Annotated in this window: 21 protein-coding genes; 10 read left to right on the forward strand and 11 right to left on the reverse strand. The window is 46.8% G+C overall.

All coding sequences use genetic code 11. From position 1 onward, the window contains the following. Positions 1-31: 31 nt before the first annotated feature. Entirely contained in the window at positions 32-529 is a 498-nt protein-coding gene (locus tag Q7R76_02555; protein ID MDO8642450.1) for a hypothetical protein, read from the reverse strand. Positions 530-621: 92 nt separating this feature from the next. Between Q7R76_02555 and Q7R76_02560 the strand changes: the two genes are divergently transcribed. From Q7R76_02560 to Q7R76_02570, 3 genes are read left to right on the forward strand one after another with little or no spacing between them, the layout of a single operon-like run. Beyond that, positions 622-1,041: an NUDIX domain-containing protein gene (locus Q7R76_02560; protein MDO8642451.1), complete on the forward strand. Its 420-nt coding sequence runs from the start codon at positions 622-624 to the stop codon at positions 1,039-1,041. After that, positions 1,041-1,667 (forward strand): 2OG-Fe(II) oxygenase family protein, encoded by a 627-nt coding sequence (locus Q7R76_02565; protein ID MDO8642452.1) that lies wholly within the window; start codon positions 1,041-1,043, stop codon positions 1,665-1,667. Before Q7R76_02560 ends, Q7R76_02565 begins: the two co-directional genes overlap by 1 nt. Continuing rightward, a complete protein-coding gene (locus Q7R76_02570; protein MDO8642453.1) occupies positions 1,657-2,232 on the forward strand; it encodes a hypothetical protein in 576 nt (191 codons plus the stop codon). Before Q7R76_02565 ends, Q7R76_02570 begins: the two co-directional genes overlap by 11 nt. Here the strand turns inward: Q7R76_02570 and Q7R76_02575 are convergent. The 4 genes from Q7R76_02575 to Q7R76_02590 are packed head-to-tail and all read right to left on the reverse strand — an operon-like array spanning position 2,222 to position 5,790. Continuing rightward, positions 2,222-2,872, reverse strand: coding sequence for a class I SAM-dependent methyltransferase (locus tag Q7R76_02575; GenBank protein ID MDO8642454.1), 651 nt, complete (start codon positions 2,870-2,872; stop codon positions 2,222-2,224). The two genes, Q7R76_02570 and Q7R76_02575, sit on opposite strands and share 11 nt — an antisense overlap. 11 nt (positions 2,873-2,883) lie before the next feature. Beyond that, complete coding sequence (locus tag Q7R76_02580; GenBank protein ID MDO8642455.1) at positions 2,884-3,627, reverse strand: citryl-CoA lyase; 744 nt, start codon at positions 3,625-3,627, stop codon at positions 2,884-2,886. 2 nt (positions 3,628-3,629) lie between these two features. Further along, positions 3,630-4,553, reverse strand: a complete 924-nt coding sequence (locus Q7R76_02585) for a succinate--CoA ligase subunit alpha (GenBank protein MDO8642456.1) — start codon at positions 4,551-4,553, stop codon at positions 3,630-3,632. 4 nt (positions 4,554-4,557) lie between these two features. Next, positions 4,558-5,790 (reverse strand): ATP citrate lyase citrate-binding domain-containing protein, encoded by a 1,233-nt coding sequence (locus Q7R76_02590; GenBank protein MDO8642457.1) that lies wholly within the window; start codon positions 5,788-5,790, stop codon positions 4,558-4,560. A gap of 117 nt (positions 5,791-5,907) precedes the next feature. On the opposite strand from Q7R76_02590, the gene Q7R76_02595 reads away from it, so the two are divergent. Both Q7R76_02595 and Q7R76_02600 read left to right on the forward strand, forming a co-directional pair. Beyond that, positions 5,908-7,146, forward strand: coding sequence for a hypothetical protein (locus tag Q7R76_02595; GenBank protein MDO8642458.1), 1,239 nt, complete (start codon positions 5,908-5,910; stop codon positions 7,144-7,146). 36 nt (positions 7,147-7,182) lie between these two features. Further along, the gene (locus tag Q7R76_02600) at positions 7,183-8,073 is read left to right on the forward strand and encodes a class II aldolase/adducin family protein (GenBank protein MDO8642459.1); all 891 of its coding nucleotides are present in this window, start codon (positions 7,183-7,185) and stop codon (positions 8,071-8,073) included. Between the two features lie 564 nt (positions 8,074-8,637). Here the strand turns inward: Q7R76_02600 and Q7R76_02605 are convergent. After that, complete coding sequence (locus tag Q7R76_02605) at positions 8,638-9,834, reverse strand: cation:proton antiporter (GenBank protein ID MDO8642460.1); 1,197 nt, start codon at positions 9,832-9,834, stop codon at positions 8,638-8,640. 99 nt (positions 9,835-9,933) lie between these two features. On the opposite strand from Q7R76_02605, the gene Q7R76_02610 reads away from it, so the two are divergent. Beyond that, positions 9,934-11,187, forward strand: a complete 1,254-nt coding sequence (locus Q7R76_02610) for a hypothetical protein (protein MDO8642461.1) — start codon at positions 9,934-9,936, stop codon at positions 11,185-11,187. A gap of 43 nt (positions 11,188-11,230) precedes the next feature. Here Q7R76_02610 and Q7R76_02615 read toward each other — a convergent pair whose 3' ends face one another. Next, complete coding sequence (locus tag Q7R76_02615; GenBank protein ID MDO8642462.1) at positions 11,231-11,635, reverse strand: DoxX family protein; 405 nt, start codon at positions 11,633-11,635, stop codon at positions 11,231-11,233. 105 nt (positions 11,636-11,740) lie between these two features. On the opposite strand from Q7R76_02615, the gene Q7R76_02620 reads away from it, so the two are divergent. From Q7R76_02620 to ppcA, 4 genes are read left to right on the forward strand one after another with little or no spacing between them, the layout of a single operon-like run. Continuing rightward, on the forward strand, positions 11,741-13,153 hold the full coding sequence (locus Q7R76_02620; GenBank protein MDO8642463.1) for an NAD-dependent succinate-semialdehyde dehydrogenase: 1,413 nt from the start codon (positions 11,741-11,743) through the stop codon (positions 13,151-13,153). After that, positions 13,150-14,847 (forward strand): acetolactate synthase large subunit, encoded by a 1,698-nt coding sequence (locus Q7R76_02625; GenBank protein MDO8642464.1) that lies wholly within the window; start codon positions 13,150-13,152, stop codon positions 14,845-14,847. The genes Q7R76_02620 and Q7R76_02625 overlap by 4 nt, the downstream gene beginning before the upstream one ends. After that, a complete protein-coding gene (locus Q7R76_02630) occupies positions 14,844-15,248 on the forward strand; it encodes an NUDIX hydrolase (protein MDO8642465.1) in 405 nt (134 codons plus the stop codon). The genes Q7R76_02625 and Q7R76_02630 overlap by 4 nt, the downstream gene beginning before the upstream one ends. A gap of 36 nt (positions 15,249-15,284) precedes the next feature. Beyond that, positions 15,285-16,742 (forward strand): phosphoenolpyruvate carboxylase, encoded by a 1,458-nt coding sequence (gene ppcA, locus Q7R76_02635; protein ID MDO8642466.1) that lies wholly within the window; start codon positions 15,285-15,287, stop codon positions 16,740-16,742. A 22-nt stretch (positions 16,743-16,764) separates the two neighbouring features. On the opposite strand, the gene Q7R76_02640 is transcribed toward ppcA, so the two are convergent. The 4 genes from Q7R76_02640 to polX all read right to left on the reverse strand — a co-directional run bounded on the left by Q7R76_02640 (position 16,765) and on the right by polX (position 19,866). Then, positions 16,765-16,956 carry a DUF2892 domain-containing protein gene (locus Q7R76_02640; GenBank protein ID MDO8642467.1) on the reverse strand — a complete coding sequence of 64 codons (192 nt, stop codon included), beginning with the start codon at positions 16,954-16,956 and terminating at the stop codon, positions 16,765-16,767. 87 nt (positions 16,957-17,043) lie between these two features. After that, positions 17,044-17,451 carry a hypothetical protein gene (locus tag Q7R76_02645; GenBank protein ID MDO8642468.1) on the reverse strand — a complete coding sequence of 136 codons (408 nt, stop codon included), beginning with the start codon at positions 17,449-17,451 and terminating at the stop codon, positions 17,044-17,046. 64 nt (positions 17,452-17,515) lie between these two features. Beyond that, the gene (locus Q7R76_02650) at positions 17,516-18,151 is read right to left on the reverse strand and encodes a helix-turn-helix domain-containing protein (GenBank protein ID MDO8642469.1); all 636 of its coding nucleotides are present in this window, start codon (positions 18,149-18,151) and stop codon (positions 17,516-17,518) included. Positions 18,152-18,153: 2 nt separating this feature from the next. Beyond that, the gene (gene polX / locus Q7R76_02655; protein ID MDO8642470.1) at positions 18,154-19,866 is read right to left on the reverse strand and encodes a DNA polymerase/3'-5' exonuclease PolX; all 1,713 of its coding nucleotides are present in this window, start codon (positions 19,864-19,866) and stop codon (positions 18,154-18,156) included. Positions 19,867-19,875: the final 9 nt, after the last annotated feature.

The following is a 19,875-nucleotide window of genomic DNA, read 5'->3' on the forward strand; positions in this document are numbered from 1 at the left end:
GGGGGTAGATAAACTTTGCGATGAGAGAATTCTATTTTGCTTGGACTTGTTCAACTGGGTGATATCGCCGAGCTAAATCTGCGGGAGCATGGCTTGCTGATTGATAAAAAAAGACTTGGTGGGGTGTGCCTGACTCAATCAGTTTTGCACCAATAATCGATGCAACTGCTCGGCTTTCTATAGTTCCTTGTTCGCGTTTCCCACCTTGTGCTTTCTCCTGGTTCATGTGATACTCCCAATCAATCCCCACCATGATTCTTCCGGGCCAGTTAAGATCAGGTGAGTCCATATAAGGTCCATCAACAACTCCGAGGATACTTACCTCAAACCCGGAATGCCGGCGTCTCAGAGAAGGAATTTGGTTAACATATAGTATCTGAGGTTTATCCTTATCCGGAGCTGCATCAAACGCCCGCTGTACCACTTTCAACAGATACCCTCTAAAATCTCGGCCGAGTCGTTCCATCTCAGCTCTGATCTCTGGACTCTTTTGAATTTCCAATACCACAATATCTTCAAGCTGTGACATACCGTTTGGAAATGCCCTGAACTATTTAAGTTTTTGTGTGGAAGAGAATATAAGAGAAAAAGCTTTTAAATACTGGCGTACAAACAAAAAATATGGCAGAACAAACCTATCCCGAACCGGCGGTCGGTGCGCTTATTTTTAATCCGGAAGGCAACGTCTTTCTTATGAAGTCACACAAGTGGCACGGCAAATATGTCATCCCCGGAGGCCATATTGAGCTGGGCGAGCGGATGGAAGATACCGTGCGGCGCGAAGTCAAAGAGGAAACAGGACTGGACGTGTATGCCATTGAGTTTATTAGTTTTCAAGAATTTATTTTTGACACTGTGTTTTGGAAGAAGCGGCATTTTATCTTTTTCGACTTCGCGTGCAAAACAAAATCAAAGAACGTTGTCTTGAACGATGAAGCCCAAGAGCATTGTTGGGCATCGCTTGCTGAAGCGCTGAAAATGCCGGTTGAGCCGTACACACGGAAAGCGATTGAGGCGTACATCAAAAAGAAGGGAAACTAATGAGCAAGAAAATCAGTGAATGGATTACGAAGTATGCAGAAAAAAACACAATTGTCGCGCTTAAAAAACAGTTCACCTCTGCCAAACCATATCCTCATCTCGTCCTATCCAACTTCTTCAATCCGAAAAAATCCGTTGAAATTCTCAAAGCGCTTGTACAGGAGCCCATGGAGGAAAAAGAAGCAGACCTCTTCAAATTCATGCAGACAAAAGACCTTGTTGGAACAAATAACAAGATCCTCAAAGAATTCCGCGCGTTTTTATGCTCCGATGAGTTTGTTTCGTTCATGGAACACCTCACCGGCCTGAAACTGAAGCGCGGCGTCATTGATATGCACGGCACGCTGTATCAAGACACCGACTTCTTGTTATGCCACGACGACCAGCTCGAAGGAAGAAAAATCGCATTTCTTTTTTACCTTTCCAACTTGAAGGAAAAAGACGGCGGCAGCCTGAACCTGTTCAATTCAAAAAACAAGATGCCGACGACGGTTGTAAAAAAAATAATCCCTCAATTTAACACCTTCACCTTTTTCGAAGTTTCACCAGTATCCTTCCACGAAGTTGAAGAAGTTATCACCGATGTACAGCGCATTGCTATCGGGGGCTGGTTCCATGGCGATTAACCCTTTATATTTCAAAGAAGAGAACATCAGAAAGATACAGCAGATGTTTGCCTCAAATCAAACCGTGCCAAGCATTGTACTGCATGATTTTTTTCAAAAGGAGTGTTACGAGCAGCTGAAACAAGGAATAACACGGGCAGCATTTCAAAAAGAGCGTCATCCGATACTCTATTCGTATCAGGAAGCAACGCCATCGTTTGTCAATGAAGGGCTCAATACCAAAGAAATGCTTGATTTCCTGCAAAAAATTCTGAACAAAAAAATAAAAAAAATAACCGGCACCGTGCAGTGCTTCGGCTGGAAAGATTACACGATTCTCAACGATGAGGTGGTGGAGAAACCGGGCATCGACCTCTTTTTTTGCCTCAGCGATGACTGGGATGAATCATACGGCGGAAACGTGGTGTATGTCGACGGTACTGGCGAATACACCAAGACCCTGCTCACAGAGAATATGCTGATGATTGTTGAGCGGAAGAAAGGTGTTCAGAAGTTTGTGCAGTATGTGAACCATCGGGCACAAAATAAAAAATTATATTTGATGCGGGCGACGATTAACGCTTGAAATAGACATGAGGATGGGAAAACGCCTTTCCTTCTCTCACCGTGCGAGATTCTTGAGCACCCAACGTACGTATAAAATCAGCTGCATTCGTCAGTCGCCAGTAATCATCGATACATGCCTCGCCCCCCGGTTTAAGCATATGAAAAAAAAGAGCATATGCCTCAAAAGCTGCTGGGTCTTTTTGTTGATACAGATATTCCATGAGTTGACATGAGTACAGAAGGTCAAACGAATTTACAGGAAGAGAAAGCGTGCGAAAATCACCGCGGATAATAGTGAGGCGAGGGTCTTTCTCGGATTTTTCTTGAGCAAAAAGATCGATTGCATAGACTGACAAGCGTGGGCTCGGATGAGTTGCAAGAATTTCGCTTGCAGCACGGGCATCATACCCGGCACCGATATCAATTACGCGAACCTCTTCGCCCTCAGCTAATCGTTCGGTTATGCTTTCATGGAGACGATCTCCCATCCAGTTGTTAATAATGTCAAAAGAACGATTCGTTAAAAGAAATGACTCATCACTCGTGTTAAGTGCAACACGATATCTTCCTTCAGAGGGTGAGTATGCCTCTGCAACATTAGGGAGGGCAGAAAGTGAATGTTCAGTAACTCGTTCAAGAAGTGGCAGAGAAGTAGTCATGATAGTCAACCTTAGAGAAGCCCATCATACTGAATATCTTTCTCCTCAACGCGCCGCACTGGCTTCTCGCGCTCTTGTTCTTCCATTGCCTGCGCAACCAGACCGGGCGTTCTGCCGATGATAAATATGCCCTTGCCAACGCTTGGATGAAAGCCCATTTCAAGGAGTATCGCGGCAATAACTCCGTCAACATTCAGGCACAGTTTTTTTCCCTTTTTTGTTTCAATTATTTTTTCGATGGCAATAGCAAGCGTGATGTACGGAGAATAATACGAGAGAGACTCGCAGAGCGCGATGAGTTGTTTGGTGCGTGGATCTGATTCATTGTACACCGCATGGCCATAGCCGAAGATTGTTTTTTTCTCGTCGAGTAATTTTCCGATATAGTTCGCCAGAACATCAGGCGGCATGCGGCTGTGAATTATCTGGTGGTAAAACTCCATCGCCTTTTCAATAGCGCCGCCGTGGTAATCGCCAAGTGCAAGGATGCCGGCGCCGACTGCGGTGTTGAGCGTGTTACCTCCAGACATTACAAACCGAGTTGCCATGCTGGACGTGACGCCCATGCCATGATCGATAATGCTCGTGAGCATCGCCGAGAATAATTTTGATTCAATCGCCGTCGGTTTTCGCTTGTTCAGCAGCAAAAAAACCGCGTCAGTGAAGGAACCTTCAGTAACTAACTGTGACAGCTTCTCGCCGCGGATGATATGGTCAGTCTCGGTCATTTTACTGATAGCAGTTTTGAATTCCATAGTTACACCATTAGTGTTTGTTCAATCTTTTTCTCAAGCGCTTTTTTGACGAGTGCAGGAATATCATCATGGTAATCAGCGACAATCACACCGGCTGCGCGCAGCGCTGCTTTTTTGTCGTCAGCTTTTCCTTTGCCATAGCTGATGATGGCGCCGGCATGGCCGAGTGGAAGGTCGCGGTTGATTGTTTCGACGAATTTTCCGGAAATGAACGCGATGACTGGCTTTGAGCAGCCGTGTTCTTTGACATAATCAGCAAGTTGTTCTTCGTACGTGCCGCCAATTTCACCAAAGACGACAATTGCTTCTGTTTCATTGTCTTTTTCGAGCAATGGAATAAGGTCTGCGTAGGTGGTTCCAATAATGACGTCGCCGCCGATACCAATAACCGTACTTTGGCCGAAGCCTGCGCGGGTGAGGATGTTTGCGGTCTCGCCGCACATGCCACCACTCTTGGATATGAGCGCGACATTTCCAGCTGTGTACATACTTTTTTCATTCGCCGTGGCAATCGAACCAAGCTTGCCGAGGCGTGTGTTGAGGATGCCGATGGATGACGGGCCAATAATTCTGCAGTTGTGGTACCGTGCCATCTCGACCAGTTTTGCCGTGTCTTTGACGGGCACATTTTCAGTGACAATAACAATTGTTTCAATGCGATTGTTGATTGCTTCAAGCGCTGCGTCATAGACCATGAGCGGGGGAACATAAATAACTGATGTGTTGATATGCGCGTCGTGTTCTTTTGCTTCTCTCACACTGTCAAACACGTGCACATCTTCAACAGTCTGGCCGCCTTTGCCTGGGGTGACACCGCAGGAGATGGCGATGCCTGACGCAATCATTTCTTTGGTGGCGCGCTGGCCTTCCTTGCCGGTAATGCCTTGCACCATGGCGCGCGCGTTTTTGTTGAGGATGATGGACATGTTTTTATCTCCGTTGTTTGTATTCATTTATTTTTTGGGCGGCAATTCTCGCTGCCGTTGCCATAGGTGTTTCATCGCCAAAGAGCGTGATGTCGAGTTGGTGGCAGTCAGCGATGGTTCGCAGGTGCGCAAATGCTTCTTTGTCTCGCTGGCCAGCACGGCGGATGACAATAGGGTATTTCGGTTTGAGCTGTTCAAGCACTTCAGCAAACCCACCGAGAGTTTCAAAGATGTCCGTGAAGTTTGCCTTGCCGCCGATGACAAGACAGCCGTTCAGGCCGGGCTTCGCCAGCGTTATTTCAGCGAGCCGACGAACTTTTTCCCGCGGCGGGTTGCCGCTGTATTCCGTGTAATTTGCCGGATTGCCGCCTGCTTGAATTAATGCATCCATAGCCGTGAGGCTTGCGCCGCCGCCTGATGCAAGCACTGCAATGTCACCGCCCATTTCAATGAATGTTTTTCCTGCAACACCACGGTGGTCGTGATAGTCAATTTTTCGTGCTTCTCGTTCACGCTCGCTCAAGACGCTTTTGTCTTCGAAGTCAGTGACGTCAGAAAAAAGCTCGTGCCGCGCAACGGCGTTGTCGTCAATGACGATTTTTGCATCCCCTGCAAAGAGTTGGCCGCTGGATGTTTTGATAATCGGATTGATTTCAAGGGAGGTGCAGTCGTGGCGTTCGAAACAATCGTATGCTTTTTTGATGAAAAGAGCAAGTTGGAGGAGTGTTGCGCCCGTGAATCCTGCTTGTTTTGCAATGTCCCGTGCTTGATAGTCCGAAAGACCGTGAAGAGCAGAGAACGGAACACGGATAAGGTTTCCTTTTGTTATAAGTTCTTCAACATCAACACCACCTGCCTTGGAAAAAAGTATCACTGGGCTTCTGCTGTCCGTGTCGTAAAGGATAGCAAGGAAATATTCTTCGCTCACGTCGAGCTTTTTTTCAATGAGGAGGGTGTCAACCAGCACATTATTTGCTGTTTTTTTGTAGAGGCCATCAATGAGTTTAAGCGATTCTTCAAAGTTGCTTGATTCAACAATCAGTCCGCTCTTTTTTCTGCTGCTGGCGATGACTTGGGCTTTGATAATCACGTGCTGGTGGTCCATAAAGAATTCCTTGTAGCGCTCCTTGTGAAACGAGAGGTTGATATAGGACTTGTTATTAGTAAGAATGTGCGGCGGTGATTTTATGCCGGCGATTTTCAGGAGTTCCTTGCCTTTGTGCTCAGGGAGTTTCATACCCCTTTGGTCGGAGCAAGAGGTTTATATAGGTTATTGTATCATCCCCTAAACAATGCCTCTTGGCAGTGGTGAAGACAGGAAGGTTTAAAAAGGGGTGATATGATAGGCAGATGCATGGGACTCACCAGTACCTTATTGAGGGTCATTCTGCCGCAAGCAGCGAATGCTGAAGCACAGCAGGCATACGAACTGTTAGAAAAAGCGCGAAACGCAGAAAACAGTGCTGCTGCAATTCCTCATCTTATCGCATTTAAAGAAATCGTCGGTGACTCGTTTCAAAAAGATATCTACGACCTTGATGGCATTCAGGAAATTCTTGCGGAACAGGTTGCGCGAGCAATTGAAAGCACTCATCCGCAAGGCACACAATTAAAGCTCCCTGACTGGGAAGAGATTCTTCCGTTTCTTCTCACTGCAGAAGGAGAGGGAAGTAACGGCCTGCTGGAAAAAGAACAGGTATACCTGCATCTCCGACGCCAGTCGTATGAAGGAACGCTTATCCAGATTGCGCTGGCGACCGTTGCTCAGCGAGAAAACCCCTCCTTTGATGTCGAACGTGCCTGGAGTGATTATGAAGGCATCAGAGGGCGAGCGATACATGAGGGAGCATGGAAAGGAGAACCATACCTCTTTCTTAGTATAAATGGAGGCGAACAAAAGATTTGTTCCCCAACAGAAATTGTTTATAATGCAGCGCGACAGAGTATTGCCGCGAGCATTGACCAATCATTGGAAAGTGTGCAGCCCGAAGAAATCGCATCACAGCGGTACAGCAGCTGGTTCAATCACCGCATCGCACAATTACAATCAGTTGCAGAACAGCTTTCATATTCTGACTCGAATCTTGAGGAAACAGTTGTAAATCTCAAAGCGCGAAAAGAAAAAATTGTTGAAGAAGCAAAACCACGCATTAGAAAATTAGTTGGAGAAGCACATGATTCTTTTATGGCGGCAAAAGATGAAGATGTAGAGAAAGCATATATTCATCTCGGTACGATTGTCGGTGAATATGGGGAAGTGTTGGGGATTGAGGATTACGCAGAGAGCATGAATGAGTATGCACGCCAAAAAGGAGTCGTAGAACACGCAAAAGATAATGTGATAGGGGCTCTTGTTAGACAAGCAAAAGAAAGAATTGAACGACTCCATGACAAAGCGTATGATACTATTTTTTTAGATGATAAGGTATCTCGCGGCCAATGGGAATTCGCCTACGCCCGGCTCATGCGCCTGTCAGACGACTATGGAGAAGAGTTAGGAATTGATAACCCAGGAGTATATGCTCGTCCAGCACGCGAACGAAGGGAAGCACTGTTCCCGAAAGAAGAGATAATTGAGCATCGTATTTCTTGAAAGATTTAAATACACATCCCTCTTCCTCCCACCATCATGCCCAACCAAACAAAAGACCAGCGCACGTTTACAGTTCTTCCCGCATCGTTAGATACAGCCGTCTTTGAAGCACTGCGTGATCGTTATGTCCCGAGCATGGCAACTATTGGCGAACAGTTGGGGAAAATGCGTGCCCTTCCGTTGCAAGAAGAACCAGCCGATTCGGGCAACTGGGTGACCAGCGGAAATTATAGCATCCGATGCCGAGAACCTGACGCGCCAACGGGCTTTTTCATCACCGCCAGCGGCGTCAACAAAACAGAATTGGAAAAAGACGGCGTGCTGTTTGTTGAGCGAATTGATTATGATGCCGGCATCATCTATGCACACGGCACAGCATCGCCATCGCGCGAAACATTAGTTCATGATCTTGCGTACCAAGAATTTTCTGATGTCACCGTAGTGCTTCACACCCACGACCGCGTTGCGCTTCGCTATGGCACCGCGCCAAAAACACCGCAGCCAATATTCTTTGCAAATCGCCACGAAGCAGAACAAGTGGTTGAAGCACTTGCTGATGTTGGCTATGTAAATATCCCAGAGCATGGGCAGTTTATGGTTGGAAGAACAATCTATGAAGCATTGGCACGAGCGCGAGAACACCATGAACAAGCAACGCTGAGAACTCCACTTCATCGCGCAATTGACGCAGCAATCCCTACTTGTATGGCACTGTATGCTGTTTGCGCGTTGTGGGCAAGTATACTCGAAGTACGGCACCTTCGCCAACAAACAAAAGATTGCCAGACTTCAGGAAATCTGGCAAGCATTACCTACACCTGCGACACGCCGCGCACTATCCGTCTCAACAAAGCATATGGCGATAGTATGGAGCAACGACCTGATGGGAAATATGAATACACCATCAACGTGCCGCCGCCGACATAATTTGAATGATAAAAAACACGGCGGCGCTGGGAGTTCCACGCCCCATCTTTTTTGCTGCGCAAAAAAGCTTGTATAGCGAGGGGCGAGCTCCTCGCGTGGCTCGGAGCTCACCAGTGTGTGTCGCTTTTTTTTCTTTTGAAATGAAACACGCTGGCGCTGGGAAATTCACCCAAAGAGTTTTGGCTCAAACAGGATTTGAACCCAGATATCCTTTCGGAAAGGAGTGTCTGAAACTCCTCCTCAACCAGGTTGAGGATCGCCAGCGTGAGTGTGAACAAATAAGTTTTTATAGTTGATCTGCCTTCTGAGGGTCAGTGTCTGAAACTCTTGCACAATTTGTGCATCGCCATTTTTTCTTTTTTTAATTCTATAAGATACTCTTCTTAATATGCTTTGCTGGAGAAAATTCGGAAACTTTCCGGCGAATCCGGAAAATATACGGCACCGCCGGAACAGTTCCGGAAAAACGCGAGAAATCCGGAAGCCTTCCGCTGGCACCGGAAGAGAAAAAATATATCGTCGACAAAAAATAAAAAGAATATTCGGATAATACCTGGGTTATTTTTACTGTATTTTTCGCCGGTGCTTCTCAACCAACCATTTGAACACAATCGGCCCAATAAAAGTTGTTGCGATTGCAACCATGATAATCGCGCTGTAAATTGAAAGAGTTATCAAGCCGGCATTGAGTGCAACCGTGGCAATCACGAGTTCGGTATCGCCTTTCGGCGTCACGCCCCAACCAACCAGCAATCCTTCAAGCACTGTTTTGCCGCTTAACACTACACCGATGATGCTGCCGGCAACCGTGCCAACAATGTCGATAAGCAGCAGCACGCCAATCAATGGCAAGTTTGCAGAAATACTACTAAGATCAGTATTCATCCCTACATTCACGAAAAAAAGCGGAATCAAAAAGCCGAAGGCAATGACATGAATGGAGTGTGACAACTCATTTTTCCGCCACGGTTTGCGGTCGTGGCCAGTCAGCAATGAGTGGCGGACAAGCATGCCAGCGATGAGCGCGCCAATCAGCGAACTGATGCCAAGCATTTCTGACAGTGACGCCATAAGCAGGACAATAATCAGCGCCCCCATAAAGAGTGTTGACTGGGATTTGTCGCGCTCAAAAATGCGCATGGCAAACGGAATGAGCGAAACGCGGAACAGGAGCACGATCAGAATAAACAAGGCACTGTCCACCAACAGTTTCCCTATGTTTGGCTGGCCAACTGTTGAGAATAACACCAGAATCGTGCTAATGAGGAACAATTCAAATACGTCGTCAACTGCGCCGGACGTGATAATCAAATTGCCAATCTTGCTCTTGATAAGGCGCATCTCCTCCAGGATGTCGAGCGAAATCGCCTGCGAACTCACCGCCACAGCAATACCAAGAATAAGCGACGTGAGCAAGTCCAAATGAAACAAGTACCTACTGGCAACAAATCCGCCAATCAGCGGCAGGGCGGTGTTGAACAGCGCAATGAGCGCGGATTCACGCACATTTTTTTTGAATTTGAGAAGATTTATTTCAAGGCCGACAAAAAAGAACAACAGAATAATGCCGATATTGGTTATGTACGAAAACACCGCAGTAACTTCGGGAGTAAAAAAAAATCCGTGAATGAGCGGGATGCCCAGCACCATGCCGGCAAGAATCTGGCCCACCACGCGTGGGAGATTAAAGCGCTGAAACAGCTCAGCAAAAAGATAGGCGATAATCAGCGCAATGAGCGTGACGAACAGCGGATTTGCCATTTACTCATTAACCCGTTTAGACTTTATATAGTTAACTACTCAAAACCCATTAATTTTATATAGGTGCTAAAAAGTTTCAGAGCACTCGAGGAAAAACAAATGAGCAAAAAAGCACGGCAGAAAGAAAAAGCAGAAAAACAAAGAGAACGTAGTCTTGAGAATGCGTATAAACATTCGCCGGGCTATCTCAAAGGCCCGAAACCTGTTGGTCCGAATTCTCCAGTTTGGGAATCACGATCTGATGGTCGGTCTGATGATTATAAATCAAACACGCAACCTGATTATGGTTCGCAGAAATCACACTTTGATGTACGCCCGGATAAATCTGGTGTTGTTTCACCACCTCTACATTCTTTCGGATATTCACCGGCAGAACCAACGGTGCGTGGATCCATGCTGCGCGGTTTAGAGCCTACTCATTCTGCACCATCCTCTCTTGAAGCCCGTGTTGATATTTCTTCTCTTCCGCCGCTTCCGGCTGATGGCGGTGTTGAATTGTTGTTGGTTGATGTTGACCGGGGAGAATATGTTCTTGTCGGTGGATCGGGTGTTATAGGTGCGACTGATCGTCTCCTCACCACTTCTCACTCCTCCGGCCATGTACTTGAAAGTCATTGTCGCATTCTTAATCGTCAGTATACATATATCGGTGGGATATGGGGCTATCCTACGTCCACTCTTATTGATGTCCTGGCTATTCCACCTAACCGAGTGCACCAAGTGGATGAAATTGGCCGCGATAAAATAAGTCTTCCTGATTTTTCAACTTCGGACGATCCTCCTTTTTTTCAGCGTGCTGAACGCTATGTCGCCCAAGCATTACAAGCTGCTGCACGGCTTGACCGCACAGTAGGTTTGGCAGCAGCTTTGATTATTACGGCTTCACCCGATGCACCGTATGTCCCTCTCGACTCTCATGCATCAGGAGTGTATTGTGTATTGCATGACACTGAAAATGATTTCGCCTATGTTCTTCTTGATTCACGCAGCCTGCCGCAAAGAGAAAAAGGATATGTTGCTGCGGCACGGGATTTTTTCAAAGGCTATGAAACCCTATTTGAAAATTCCCATGTTTTAGTTAGTTTTCCCGGAATAGCTCTTCCTTTTGCTCTGTTAGACACCTATTCTTTAGGGGCTGACGGCACTAGTTTTGAAGTAACCCGGCAAAAAATTGAAGAAGTATTTGGCGCTCCTCGTACGAGAATCTTGAGTTTTCCGTATGATAACAGCTCTCCACACTCAACCGATTTTGTTGACTTAGAAGATCAACCAAATCATTCTGGCCTGCGAGACCTTGTAGTCAAATACACCAACCGAGCACGAGAAACAGGAGAAACCATTTTTGAATTCTGAACTTCTTAAACAAACAAAAAAGATAAAAAATAAAATAAAAAATTTAGAAAATTTCTTTCTTCAGCAGCGCCTTTTCAAGCGACCATTTGCCGTTGCCGTGCAGCATCAGCGCAAGGAACAGGCAGAGATACAGAATCGCCATCTCGCCTTTGTTCACGAGCGGATTCCAGCCGCCGCCAGCGTGCACCATAAAGTATGCAACCAGCATTTGGACAGCACTCACCACTGCGGCAAGCCGCGTGAACAAGCCGACCAAAATCGCAAGGCCTGCTGCAAGTTCAACAATGCCGGCAACGCCCATGAGCGAAGCAAGGGACGGAACCTGTTGGCCGCCAAACCAGCCCAATAATTTCTGCGCGCCGTGGGAGAAAAACAGAAAACCAGCGAGCAGCCGAATCACGAAAAAGAACGAATCGTGATGCTTTTGCACATATTTTGCAATACACATAGAGTACACCTCTTAATGGTTTTTTTATATTTTTATATACACTGGCTGGGGAGTTTATAAAATTAGCGGAACAAAGGGTTTATTTAACCAATCATCACAAACAATATAAATCATGAACCACCTGCTGAAAATTACAAATCAAACGGTGATACGATGATGCAGTCCCTCAATCCGGCAACTGGCGAGCTTCTCAAAGAATTTCAAGCACTTTCATTTGAACAAGCAGCCGTGGAAGTAAAAAAAACGAGGAGTGTATGGCAGAAATGGAAAACATCGAAACTTTCGTATCGCCTTGAAATCATCAAGCATGTCGGCGAGAACCTCAAAAAAAACAGCAAAGACTATGGCCGGCTCATGGCGCTTGAAATGGGCAAGCCAATCAAACAGGGCATTGCAGAAGCTGAAAAATGCGCGTCAGTCTGTGATTATTACTGCGCCAACGCGAAAAAATTTCTCAAGGATAAAAAAGTAAAAACAGATGCGGCAAAAAGTTATGTTTCATTCGAGCCCATGGGCGTGATTCTTGCCATCATGCCGTGGAACTTTCCCTTTTGGCAGGCCATGCGCTGCGCCATTCCGGCGCTGGCCGCGGGCAACGTTGTCGTCTTAAAACACGCGAGCAATGTTCCTCAATGCGCGCTTGCGCTTGAAGAACTCTTTCGCCAATCCTGCTTGCCAGAGCACTGCTTCAAAACACTCCTTATCGACGGTGCAACGGCAACAAAACTGATTGATGCAGACCTTGTCGATGCGGTTTCATTAACCGGCAGCAATGCCGCAGGGCAAAAAGTGGGTGAGGCAGCAGGGCGAAACATCAAAAAAGTGGTGCTTGAACTGGGCGGCTCTGACCCCTTCATTGTTTTGGAAGATGCCGATGTTGCGGCGGCGGCAAAAATCGGCGCATATGCACGCATGATAAACACTGGCCAGAGCTGTATCGCAGCAAAGCGATTTATCGTCATCAAAAAAGTCGCTGAAGAATTCCAACGCTTATTTGTCGAAGAATTCAAAAAACTCAAAATGGGCGATCCGCTCGATGAAACCGTAACGGTCGGGCCGCTGGCGCGGGAAGACCTTGCCAATGAGATTGATGCGCTGGTCAACGACGCAGTTTCACAGGGCGCAACCGTGCTCATCGGCGGCAAGCGTGCTGACAGAAAGGGTGCGTACTACGAGCCAACTATTATTACGAACGTGAAACCAACCATGCGCATCAGCAGCGAGGAAACATTCGGCCCGGTTGCGGTGCTCATAATTGTTGATACTGAAAAACAGGCGATTCAAGAAGCCAACAACACAGAATTCGGCCTCGGCGCAAGCCTGTGGACAAAAAATACAGCAAAAGCAAAAAAGCTTGCGCACCAGATAGACGCTGGCCTCGTGTTCATCAATGACTTTGTGAAGTCAGACCCGCGCCTGCCGTTCGGCGGGGTAAAAAAATCAGGCATCGGCAGAGAACTTTCTGAATACGGCATCAAAGAATTTATGAACGCCAAAAGTGTTGTGGTGAAACAATGAAAACATCAATGAAAAAAGAACTGCCGGAAATAAAAGCATCCGATCTTCTCGTCCAATGCCTTGAAGCCGAAGGTGTCAAATATATTTTCGGCCTGCCCGGCGAGGAAAACGAGGATCTTCTTTTTTCACTCGACAAATCATCCATCAAATTCATTTCAACGCGCCACGAGCAGGGCGCGGCGTTCATGGCTGATGTCTATGGAAGGCTGACGGGGAAAGCAGGAGTATGCCTCGCGACCTTAGGTCCGGGCGCAACGAATCTTATTACGGGTGTTGCTGACGCGCATCTCGATAAGGCACCGCTGGTCGCCATCACCGGACAAGGAAGTTCACGCCGGCTTCACAAAGAAAGCCACCAGATTGTTGACATTGTCAATTTGTTCAAGCCGATTGTAAAATGGAATACGTCGATAAACCATCCGGACATTATTCCTGAAATTGTGCGCAAGGCATTCAAGCTGGCTGAAATTGAAAAGCCAGGAGCGACACATTTCGAATTGCCAGAAGATATCGCAAAACTGAAGGTTGCCGGAAAAGAGCCAATTGTTCCGCAGCGGGTTCGCCGGTCTGCGCCGGATTACAAAGCATTGCAGGCAACCGTTGACCTTTTGAAGCAGTCAAAAAAACCGCTCATCATTGCTGGCAATGGCGCGATTCGCAAGCTCGCCTCAAAACATCTCATTGAATTTGTTGAAACAACACATATTCCCGTGGTCTCAACTTTTATGGGCAAAGGCGCGATTGGCGACAAAAATCCGCATTCTCTTTTTGCCGTCGGCCTTCGCGGACGTGATTATGTCATGTGTGCGATTGAACAAGCTGACCTTATCATCACCATTGGCTACGATATTGGAGAATACGATCCGCAGGCATGGAACCCCGACAAGAAAAAGAAAATTGTGCATATTGACTTTTTGCCTGCTGAAGTCTATGAATATTATCAGCCGGACATTGAAGTGGTGTGCGACATCTCCGGCATGCTCTGGGAACTCAACGCGCTCCTCAAAAAAGAAAAAATTTCTTTTGCACAGAACTGGTTTGCCCCTATTCGCAACGCCATACAAAAAGACATTGAATCATACGACTTGAAAGAAGGGCAGGCATTGACCGTGCCCGGCGCCCTAAATATCATCCGCAGCATCATGCGCGATGACGACATCCTCATTTCTGACGTCGGCGCGCACAAGATGTGGATTGCGCGTAATTATCCTGTTTATTCACCAAACACCTGCATTATTTCCAACGGCTTATCCAGCATGGGTATTGCGGTACCCGGTGGCGTTGCGGCAAAATTGGCGCATCCGGGCAAGCATGTTGTTGCAGCAACCGGCGACGGTGGCTTCATGATGAATTCTCATGAAATTGAGACAGCAAAACGTATCGGTGTTGGCTACACGATTGTTGTCTTTAACGACTTTGATTATGGCCTGATTTCGTGGAAACAAGAAGACCACCATGGCCGCTCCGTCGGCACAAAGTTGGGAAATCCTGACTTCAAAAAATACGCTGAAAGTTTTGGCATTCGCGGGTATTGTCCGAAAACAGTTAGCGAATTAAAATCAAACTTGAAAGAGGCAATCGAAAGCGGCGCGTTGTGCCTTGTTGAAGTACAGATTGACGCAGGGGAAAACAAGCGGCTTGGCAAAAAATTGCAGAGTGATTTATGCAGTGTGTTTTATGGGAAGAAAAAATGAAACAAGGAACACTTGCTGGCGCAGTTATCATTCAGAACAAGCGGCTTCTCCTAATTCATAACATCAAACATGGCAGGCGCATCGAAGTGCCCGGCGGAAAAGTACATTCCGGAGAAACGCATGAGCAAGCGCTGGTTCGCGAGTGTCTCGAAGAAATTGGTGTGACTGTTTCTGTCGGCACAAAAATCGGTGTGTATCATACACCCTCCCCTGAAGGCGTGTTCAACTGCCATCTGTATCACTGCACTATTCTTCACGGCGAGCCAACCATTTGCGAGCCGCACAAGTGCGACAAAATCGGATGGTATACCTACAACAAGCTCGAACAGCTGAAAAAAGACGGTCTGCTCGTGCCGAATGTGGTGGGTGCGATGGAGCATTTGAAGGGGATGATGAAGTAATAAAACATTTAAACAACCTTTTCTGTTCCCTGTTTTATGAATCTTTCAAGGACCATGTCCACCCAGCACCCCGACAACGTGGCGCTGCCCTTTTTTGGCACCAACGGTGTCATTGGTGACAGTGACGAGGTTCGCGAGGCGTTCTACGCCTTCGTTGAATTGGGCATTCGCGAGCAGTTGTGGGACTTTGAAGGCAAGGACGTTGACAACAGCGTCGTGCGCAAGTTGTTGCTGGACTATCCTGACTTTTTCAAAAAGAAACAGCTCGGCAAGGATGTTTTTCTGACCTATCGCGTGCCAAATCCTGACGTTGAAAAAAATGAAGGAAAAATACTTCTTGAAACGCTGGAAAGCATCCCCCTCAGTTTCGATACAGCAAAATCATTTTACCAGAATGACATTCCTCCGATTTTCGAGCTCGCAGTGCCGATGGTTTCGTCGTCAGCCTCCATTATCCGCATCGCTGAATATTATAAACACTATATTGTCGGCAGGCAAACCAGCACCATCCATGACACCACCATCGGAAAATGGCTCGGCACATTTTCTCCTGACACCGTGCGGATCATGCCACTGTTTGAAGACAAGGACTCAATGCTCAATGCCCACACCATGAGCAAGGAATTTATCGCCAGCCAAAAAATAAAGGATTATCTCCGCGTCTGGCTTGCGCGAAGCGATCCGGCGCTGAATTACGGTTCAGTCGCCACCGTGCTGATTGAGAAAATCGCGCTCCAGCGATTGGACGTGTTGTCTGAAAAACTCTCCATTGACATTCATCCGACGCTTGGCTGCGGCTCGGCGCCCTTTCGGGGAAATCTCAAGCCGACAAACGTTGAGCGAATCATTACGGCGTACCCATCGGTGCAAACATTTACCATCCAGTCAGCATTCAAATACGATTATCCCGAACAAAAAGTCAAGGACGCCGTTGCAGCGATTGAGGCGACAAAACCAAAAAAGCCGTTCGCGGTTGATGAAAAAGCTCTGTTTCCCATTATTGAAAAACTTGAGGCGGCGTATCAGAAACAAATAAAACTGCTTGCACCAATAATTAACGAATTTTCTGTATTTGTGCCGCGCCGAAGAAAACGAAAACAGCACATCGGCTTGTTTGGATATTCCCGCAGTACAACCGGCGTGCATCTTCCCCGTGCAATTCCCTTTTGCTGTTCTCTTTATTCACTCGGCTTGCCGCCTGAATTACTGGGCATGCACGCGCTGACCGAGAAAGATGTTGATACATTGCATCATGCCTATCCATCCTTTGAATACGATATTCGCGACGCTGCACAATTTTTGAACAAGGACACGCTTGATTTTTTTCCCAAAGAAATCCAGAAAACAGTTTCTGAAGCAGTGCAGCGTTTTGGCGCACCGGTTCACGAGGGCCATAAAAAAATCACGAGTGAGATTGTCAAAGAATTCAAGGCGAAACGCGTGTCGGCCGACAAGATTGAGGCGGCCGGGAAGATACGGGGATTTTTGGGATAAGAAAAAAAGATAAATAAAAAATTTATTTCAATCCCAGCTTTTCATGCAGCCAGCAGTAGCCCCAGAAACTTTCAACCAAGGCAATCCAGCCGATGACGAGCACAGCCCAATTCAGCCACTCGTTGGCAAATTGCAATTTCCACGGTCCGAGCCACCAGAACGCCAGCGCGAACCGCAGAACGCGGTCGGTTGCATTAAGATTTTGTTTGCTCATAAGAGCACCTCCTTTTTGAACAATATACGCCAACGGGGTATAAAAAGGTTATTAGCGAATCACTCCTTCGCCTGCTTCCAGGAGCCATCAAAGAGTACAAATAACATACGACGCGACTTTCGAATAGCGCTGAAAAGATTCTTCCAACGCTTCATGTACAAATTCTCTCGCTTGGTCTGGTTCGAAAAATGAGGTTTGGTATGTTGCTGAAACTGTTTTGTTGTGGCGTATTTGTTCACTATATGTGCGGACTCGTTTAGCAAGCATTTGTAGGTACAGGGCGCCGTGTTCTGTGGTGAGATTAAGGCGCACTTCCTGCGTTGCGGTTTTAGTCCGCGCAAATGCAAGTTTATTCCTGAATCCCACTTTAAAGCGTTGCGACTCGTTGAGCGGCCGTTGAAATTCAGCAAAGATAGTTTCTCGGTTCTCATGATTCAATACGCCTACTTCGCGCAAGGCATTTTCAGCTTCAGTCACAAACGTATCAAGATCCATGTAGTATCAGACTAAAAGAACTGTTCGTTCTATTTATCCATTTCACCAGATATATCTGGTATGCTTAAATCTGCTGTGCGGCACGATTAATCAGTTTATTTTCTGCCTTGAGAAGATGCTCGCCGACTGTTGCCGGCGATAATTTCAAGCCGCGTGCAAGTTGCATAATTGTTGTTTTGCGTGGCAGGTGATAATATCCTTGTTCATGCGCATATTGAAAAATCTTTTTCTGCTGCGGCGAAAGAAGGGTGTGGGAAAAATCAACTTTGCCAATTGAAAGCACCGTCACTGCGCCTGCTTTTTTCAGTTCGGCAAGCATCAGCTTGATAGCATCACGGTCAACAACGCCGACGTGCCAGTATTCAAAGCCGCCGTGCACCGTGTGCAGGTCAATAAAAAAGCCGTTATATTTCTGGATAATATTCTGGACAAATCCTTTTTGGCGAAGAACAACGATGAGCAACAGCGTGTCTTTTGACCGCTCCACTTCTTTTATGGTCTTGTATGCCCCTGTTTTTTGGAGGAAGCCAATAATCCCCTCAAACTGTTTTTCATCACCGTTGATGTAATAGAAATATTGTTTCTCCTTTGGATTTCGGGACTGGATATCAACGACCGTGATGTGGTGCTTGGGAAATCGTTTGCTCAACTCGGTCTCAAAACAGCCGCGATGGTGTATTTTGAAGCTGAATTTGAACATAGTTATCTCTCCAATACTTTCTCAATCTGCGCTAGCGTCCTCGTATTCAGCACGTGCCGTTTTTCTAGCCATCCTCTGCGTGCAGTGATGACGCCGTATTTCACATACTCAAGCTGCTCTTTCGCGTGCGCGTCAGAACTGACCACAAACGAACAGCCAATTTCGCGTGCTGCATGAACGTGCACATCATTCAAATCCATTCGTGCGGGCTGTCCGTTGATTTCCAGAAATACGCCGTTATCTTTCGCCGTCTGAAACACTTTGTCAGCGTCAAATTCAACACTATTTCGTTGATTAATCAGCCGTCCGGTCGGATGGCCAAATACATTGACTGGATACTTTTCCATTGCAGTACAAATCCGTTTCGTCATCTCTGAAGAAGGCATTCGAAACGCCGAGTGAATGGACATCAGCACGACGTCCAGTTTCTTGCACGCTGTCTTTGACAACGCAAGCTCGCCGTTTTTTGTTATGTCTATTTCCGCGCCCTTGAAAATGCGGATTCCAATTTTTTTCTCTGCTTTGTCAATTTCCGCGGCCTGTTTCGTCAGCCGTTTTTCATTTAGCGGGTTGACAATCCCCATGCCGCCGACGTGGTCAGTAATCGTGACAAATTTCCAGCCAAGCTGCTGGGCTTTTTTTGCCATCTCCTCAATGCTGTGTGCACCATCGCTCCAGTTGGTCTGTGTTTGAAAATCGCCACTGATGTCAGGCAACTCAACCAGTTTTGGAATCTTGTGCTTCAGCGCCAGTTCAATTTCGCCGCGGTTCTCGCGCATTTCCGGTGGCATCCATTGCATGCCGAGTTTTTTATAAATCTCCTCTTCTGTTTTGCCGGCAACACGTTTCTTGCCTTTCACGGTGAAAAGGCCGTACTCGCTTAAGGTCAGCCCTTTTTTGAGCGCCAGTTTTCGCAGGGCAACTGAATGTTCTTTGCTTCCTGTAAAGTATTGCAGTGCCGAGCCGTACTGGTTTTTGTTGACCACGCGTGCGTCCACTTGCAGTCCATTCGATAAACGGATACTGCTTTTGCTTTCGCCGTGCGCCAGCACTTTTGCCACGTCGTTCATTGACACAAAGACATCCATTATTTTTTTATTGTTTTGCCCAACGATAAGAACATCAACATCGCCCACAGTTTCCTTGCCGCGTAGGTATGAGCCGGCAGGCATCGCCTTCTCCACGCCTTGCATTTTTTTCAGATACGAAATAATATCTTCCACCATCAGCGATGCTTCGCCCAACAAGAACCGGTGAGGTGCCCATGTTTGCAGGCGTCCGATGCTTTCCAGAATCTGCTGCTGTTTTTTTTCGCCCATTCCTTCCAATTTGCTTATTTTTCCCTGCTGTGCTGCCTTTTTGAGGTCGGGGAGGGTTTTTATTTTTAGTTTTTGGTACAACAACTTGATTGTTTTCGGGCCAATACCTTCGAGATGGAAGAGTTCTTCTGCAACCGGCATTTCTTTTTTGAGCTTTTCAAAATAAAAGCTTTTTCCGGTGGTGAGATACTCCTCTATTTTTTGCGCAATATGTTCGCCAACGCTGGGAACGTCTTTCAGTTTCCTTTCTTTTGCAACATCAGCAATATCTTCTGGGTAACTTTCTACACTCTGCGCGGCTTTTCGATATGCTTGCGGCTTCCATTGCACGTTTTGAATATCGAGAAGATCGGCAATTTGGTACAGAATCTTGGCAACCTCGCTGTTCTTGCGCATATCTCTGTT

This window comes from Candidatus Woesearchaeota archaeon, assembly GCA_030651375.1.
GTDB lineage: Archaea > Nanobdellota > Nanobdellia > Woesearchaeales > UBA12501 > JAUSFM01.

What these genes read in the sequence shown, in the direction of transcription:
- Q7R76_02555 (MDO8642450.1), bottom strand. Translation starts at nt 529, where the DNA reads ATGTCACAGCTTGAAGATATTGTGGTATTGGAAATTCAAAAGAGTCCA.
- Q7R76_02560 (MDO8642451.1), top strand. Translation starts at nt 622, where the DNA reads ATGGCAGAACAAACCTATCCCGAACCGGCGGTCGGTGCGCTTATTTTT.
- Q7R76_02565 (MDO8642452.1), top strand. Translation starts at nt 1,041, where the DNA reads ATGAGCAAGAAAATCAGTGAATGGATTACGAAGTATGCAGAAAAAAAC.
- Q7R76_02570 (MDO8642453.1), top strand. Translation starts at nt 1,657, where the DNA reads ATGGCGATTAACCCTTTATATTTCAAAGAAGAGAACATCAGAAAGATA.
- Q7R76_02575 (MDO8642454.1), bottom strand. Translation starts at nt 2,872, where the DNA reads ATGACTACTTCTCTGCCACTTCTTGAACGAGTTACTGAACATTCACTT.
- Q7R76_02580 (MDO8642455.1), bottom strand. Translation starts at nt 3,627, where the DNA reads ATGGAATTCAAAACTGCTATCAGTAAAATGACCGAGACTGACCATATC.
- Q7R76_02585 (MDO8642456.1), bottom strand. Translation starts at nt 4,553, where the DNA reads ATGTCCATCATCCTCAACAAAAACGCGCGCGCCATGGTGCAAGGCATT.
- Q7R76_02590 (MDO8642457.1), bottom strand. Translation starts at nt 5,790, where the DNA reads ATGAAACTCCCTGAGCACAAAGGCAAGGAACTCCTGAAAATCGCCGGC.
- Q7R76_02595 (MDO8642458.1), top strand. Translation starts at nt 5,908, where the DNA reads ATGGGACTCACCAGTACCTTATTGAGGGTCATTCTGCCGCAAGCAGCG.
- Q7R76_02600 (MDO8642459.1), top strand. Translation starts at nt 7,183, where the DNA reads ATGCCCAACCAAACAAAAGACCAGCGCACGTTTACAGTTCTTCCCGCA.
- Q7R76_02605 (MDO8642460.1), bottom strand. Translation starts at nt 9,834, where the DNA reads ATGGCAAATCCGCTGTTCGTCACGCTCATTGCGCTGATTATCGCCTAT.
- Q7R76_02610 (MDO8642461.1), top strand. Translation starts at nt 9,934, where the DNA reads ATGAGCAAAAAAGCACGGCAGAAAGAAAAAGCAGAAAAACAAAGAGAA.
- Q7R76_02615 (MDO8642462.1), bottom strand. Translation starts at nt 11,635, where the DNA reads ATGTGTATTGCAAAATATGTGCAAAAGCATCACGATTCGTTCTTTTTC.
- Q7R76_02625 (MDO8642464.1), top strand. Translation starts at nt 13,150, where the DNA reads ATGAAAACATCAATGAAAAAAGAACTGCCGGAAATAAAAGCATCCGAT.
- Q7R76_02630 (MDO8642465.1), top strand. Translation starts at nt 14,844, where the DNA reads ATGAAACAAGGAACACTTGCTGGCGCAGTTATCATTCAGAACAAGCGG.
- ppcA (MDO8642466.1), top strand. Translation starts at nt 15,285, where the DNA reads ATGAATCTTTCAAGGACCATGTCCACCCAGCACCCCGACAACGTGGCG.
- Q7R76_02640 (MDO8642467.1), bottom strand. Translation starts at nt 16,956, where the DNA reads ATGAGCAAACAAAATCTTAATGCAACCGACCGCGTTCTGCGGTTCGCG.
- Q7R76_02645 (MDO8642468.1), bottom strand. Translation starts at nt 17,451, where the DNA reads ATGGATCTTGATACGTTTGTGACTGAAGCTGAAAATGCCTTGCGCGAA.
- Q7R76_02650 (MDO8642469.1), bottom strand. Translation starts at nt 18,151, where the DNA reads ATGTTCAAATTCAGCTTCAAAATACACCATCGCGGCTGTTTTGAGACC.
- polX (MDO8642470.1), bottom strand. Translation starts at nt 19,866, where the DNA reads ATGCGCAAGAACAGCGAGGTTGCCAAGATTCTGTACCAAATTGCCGAT.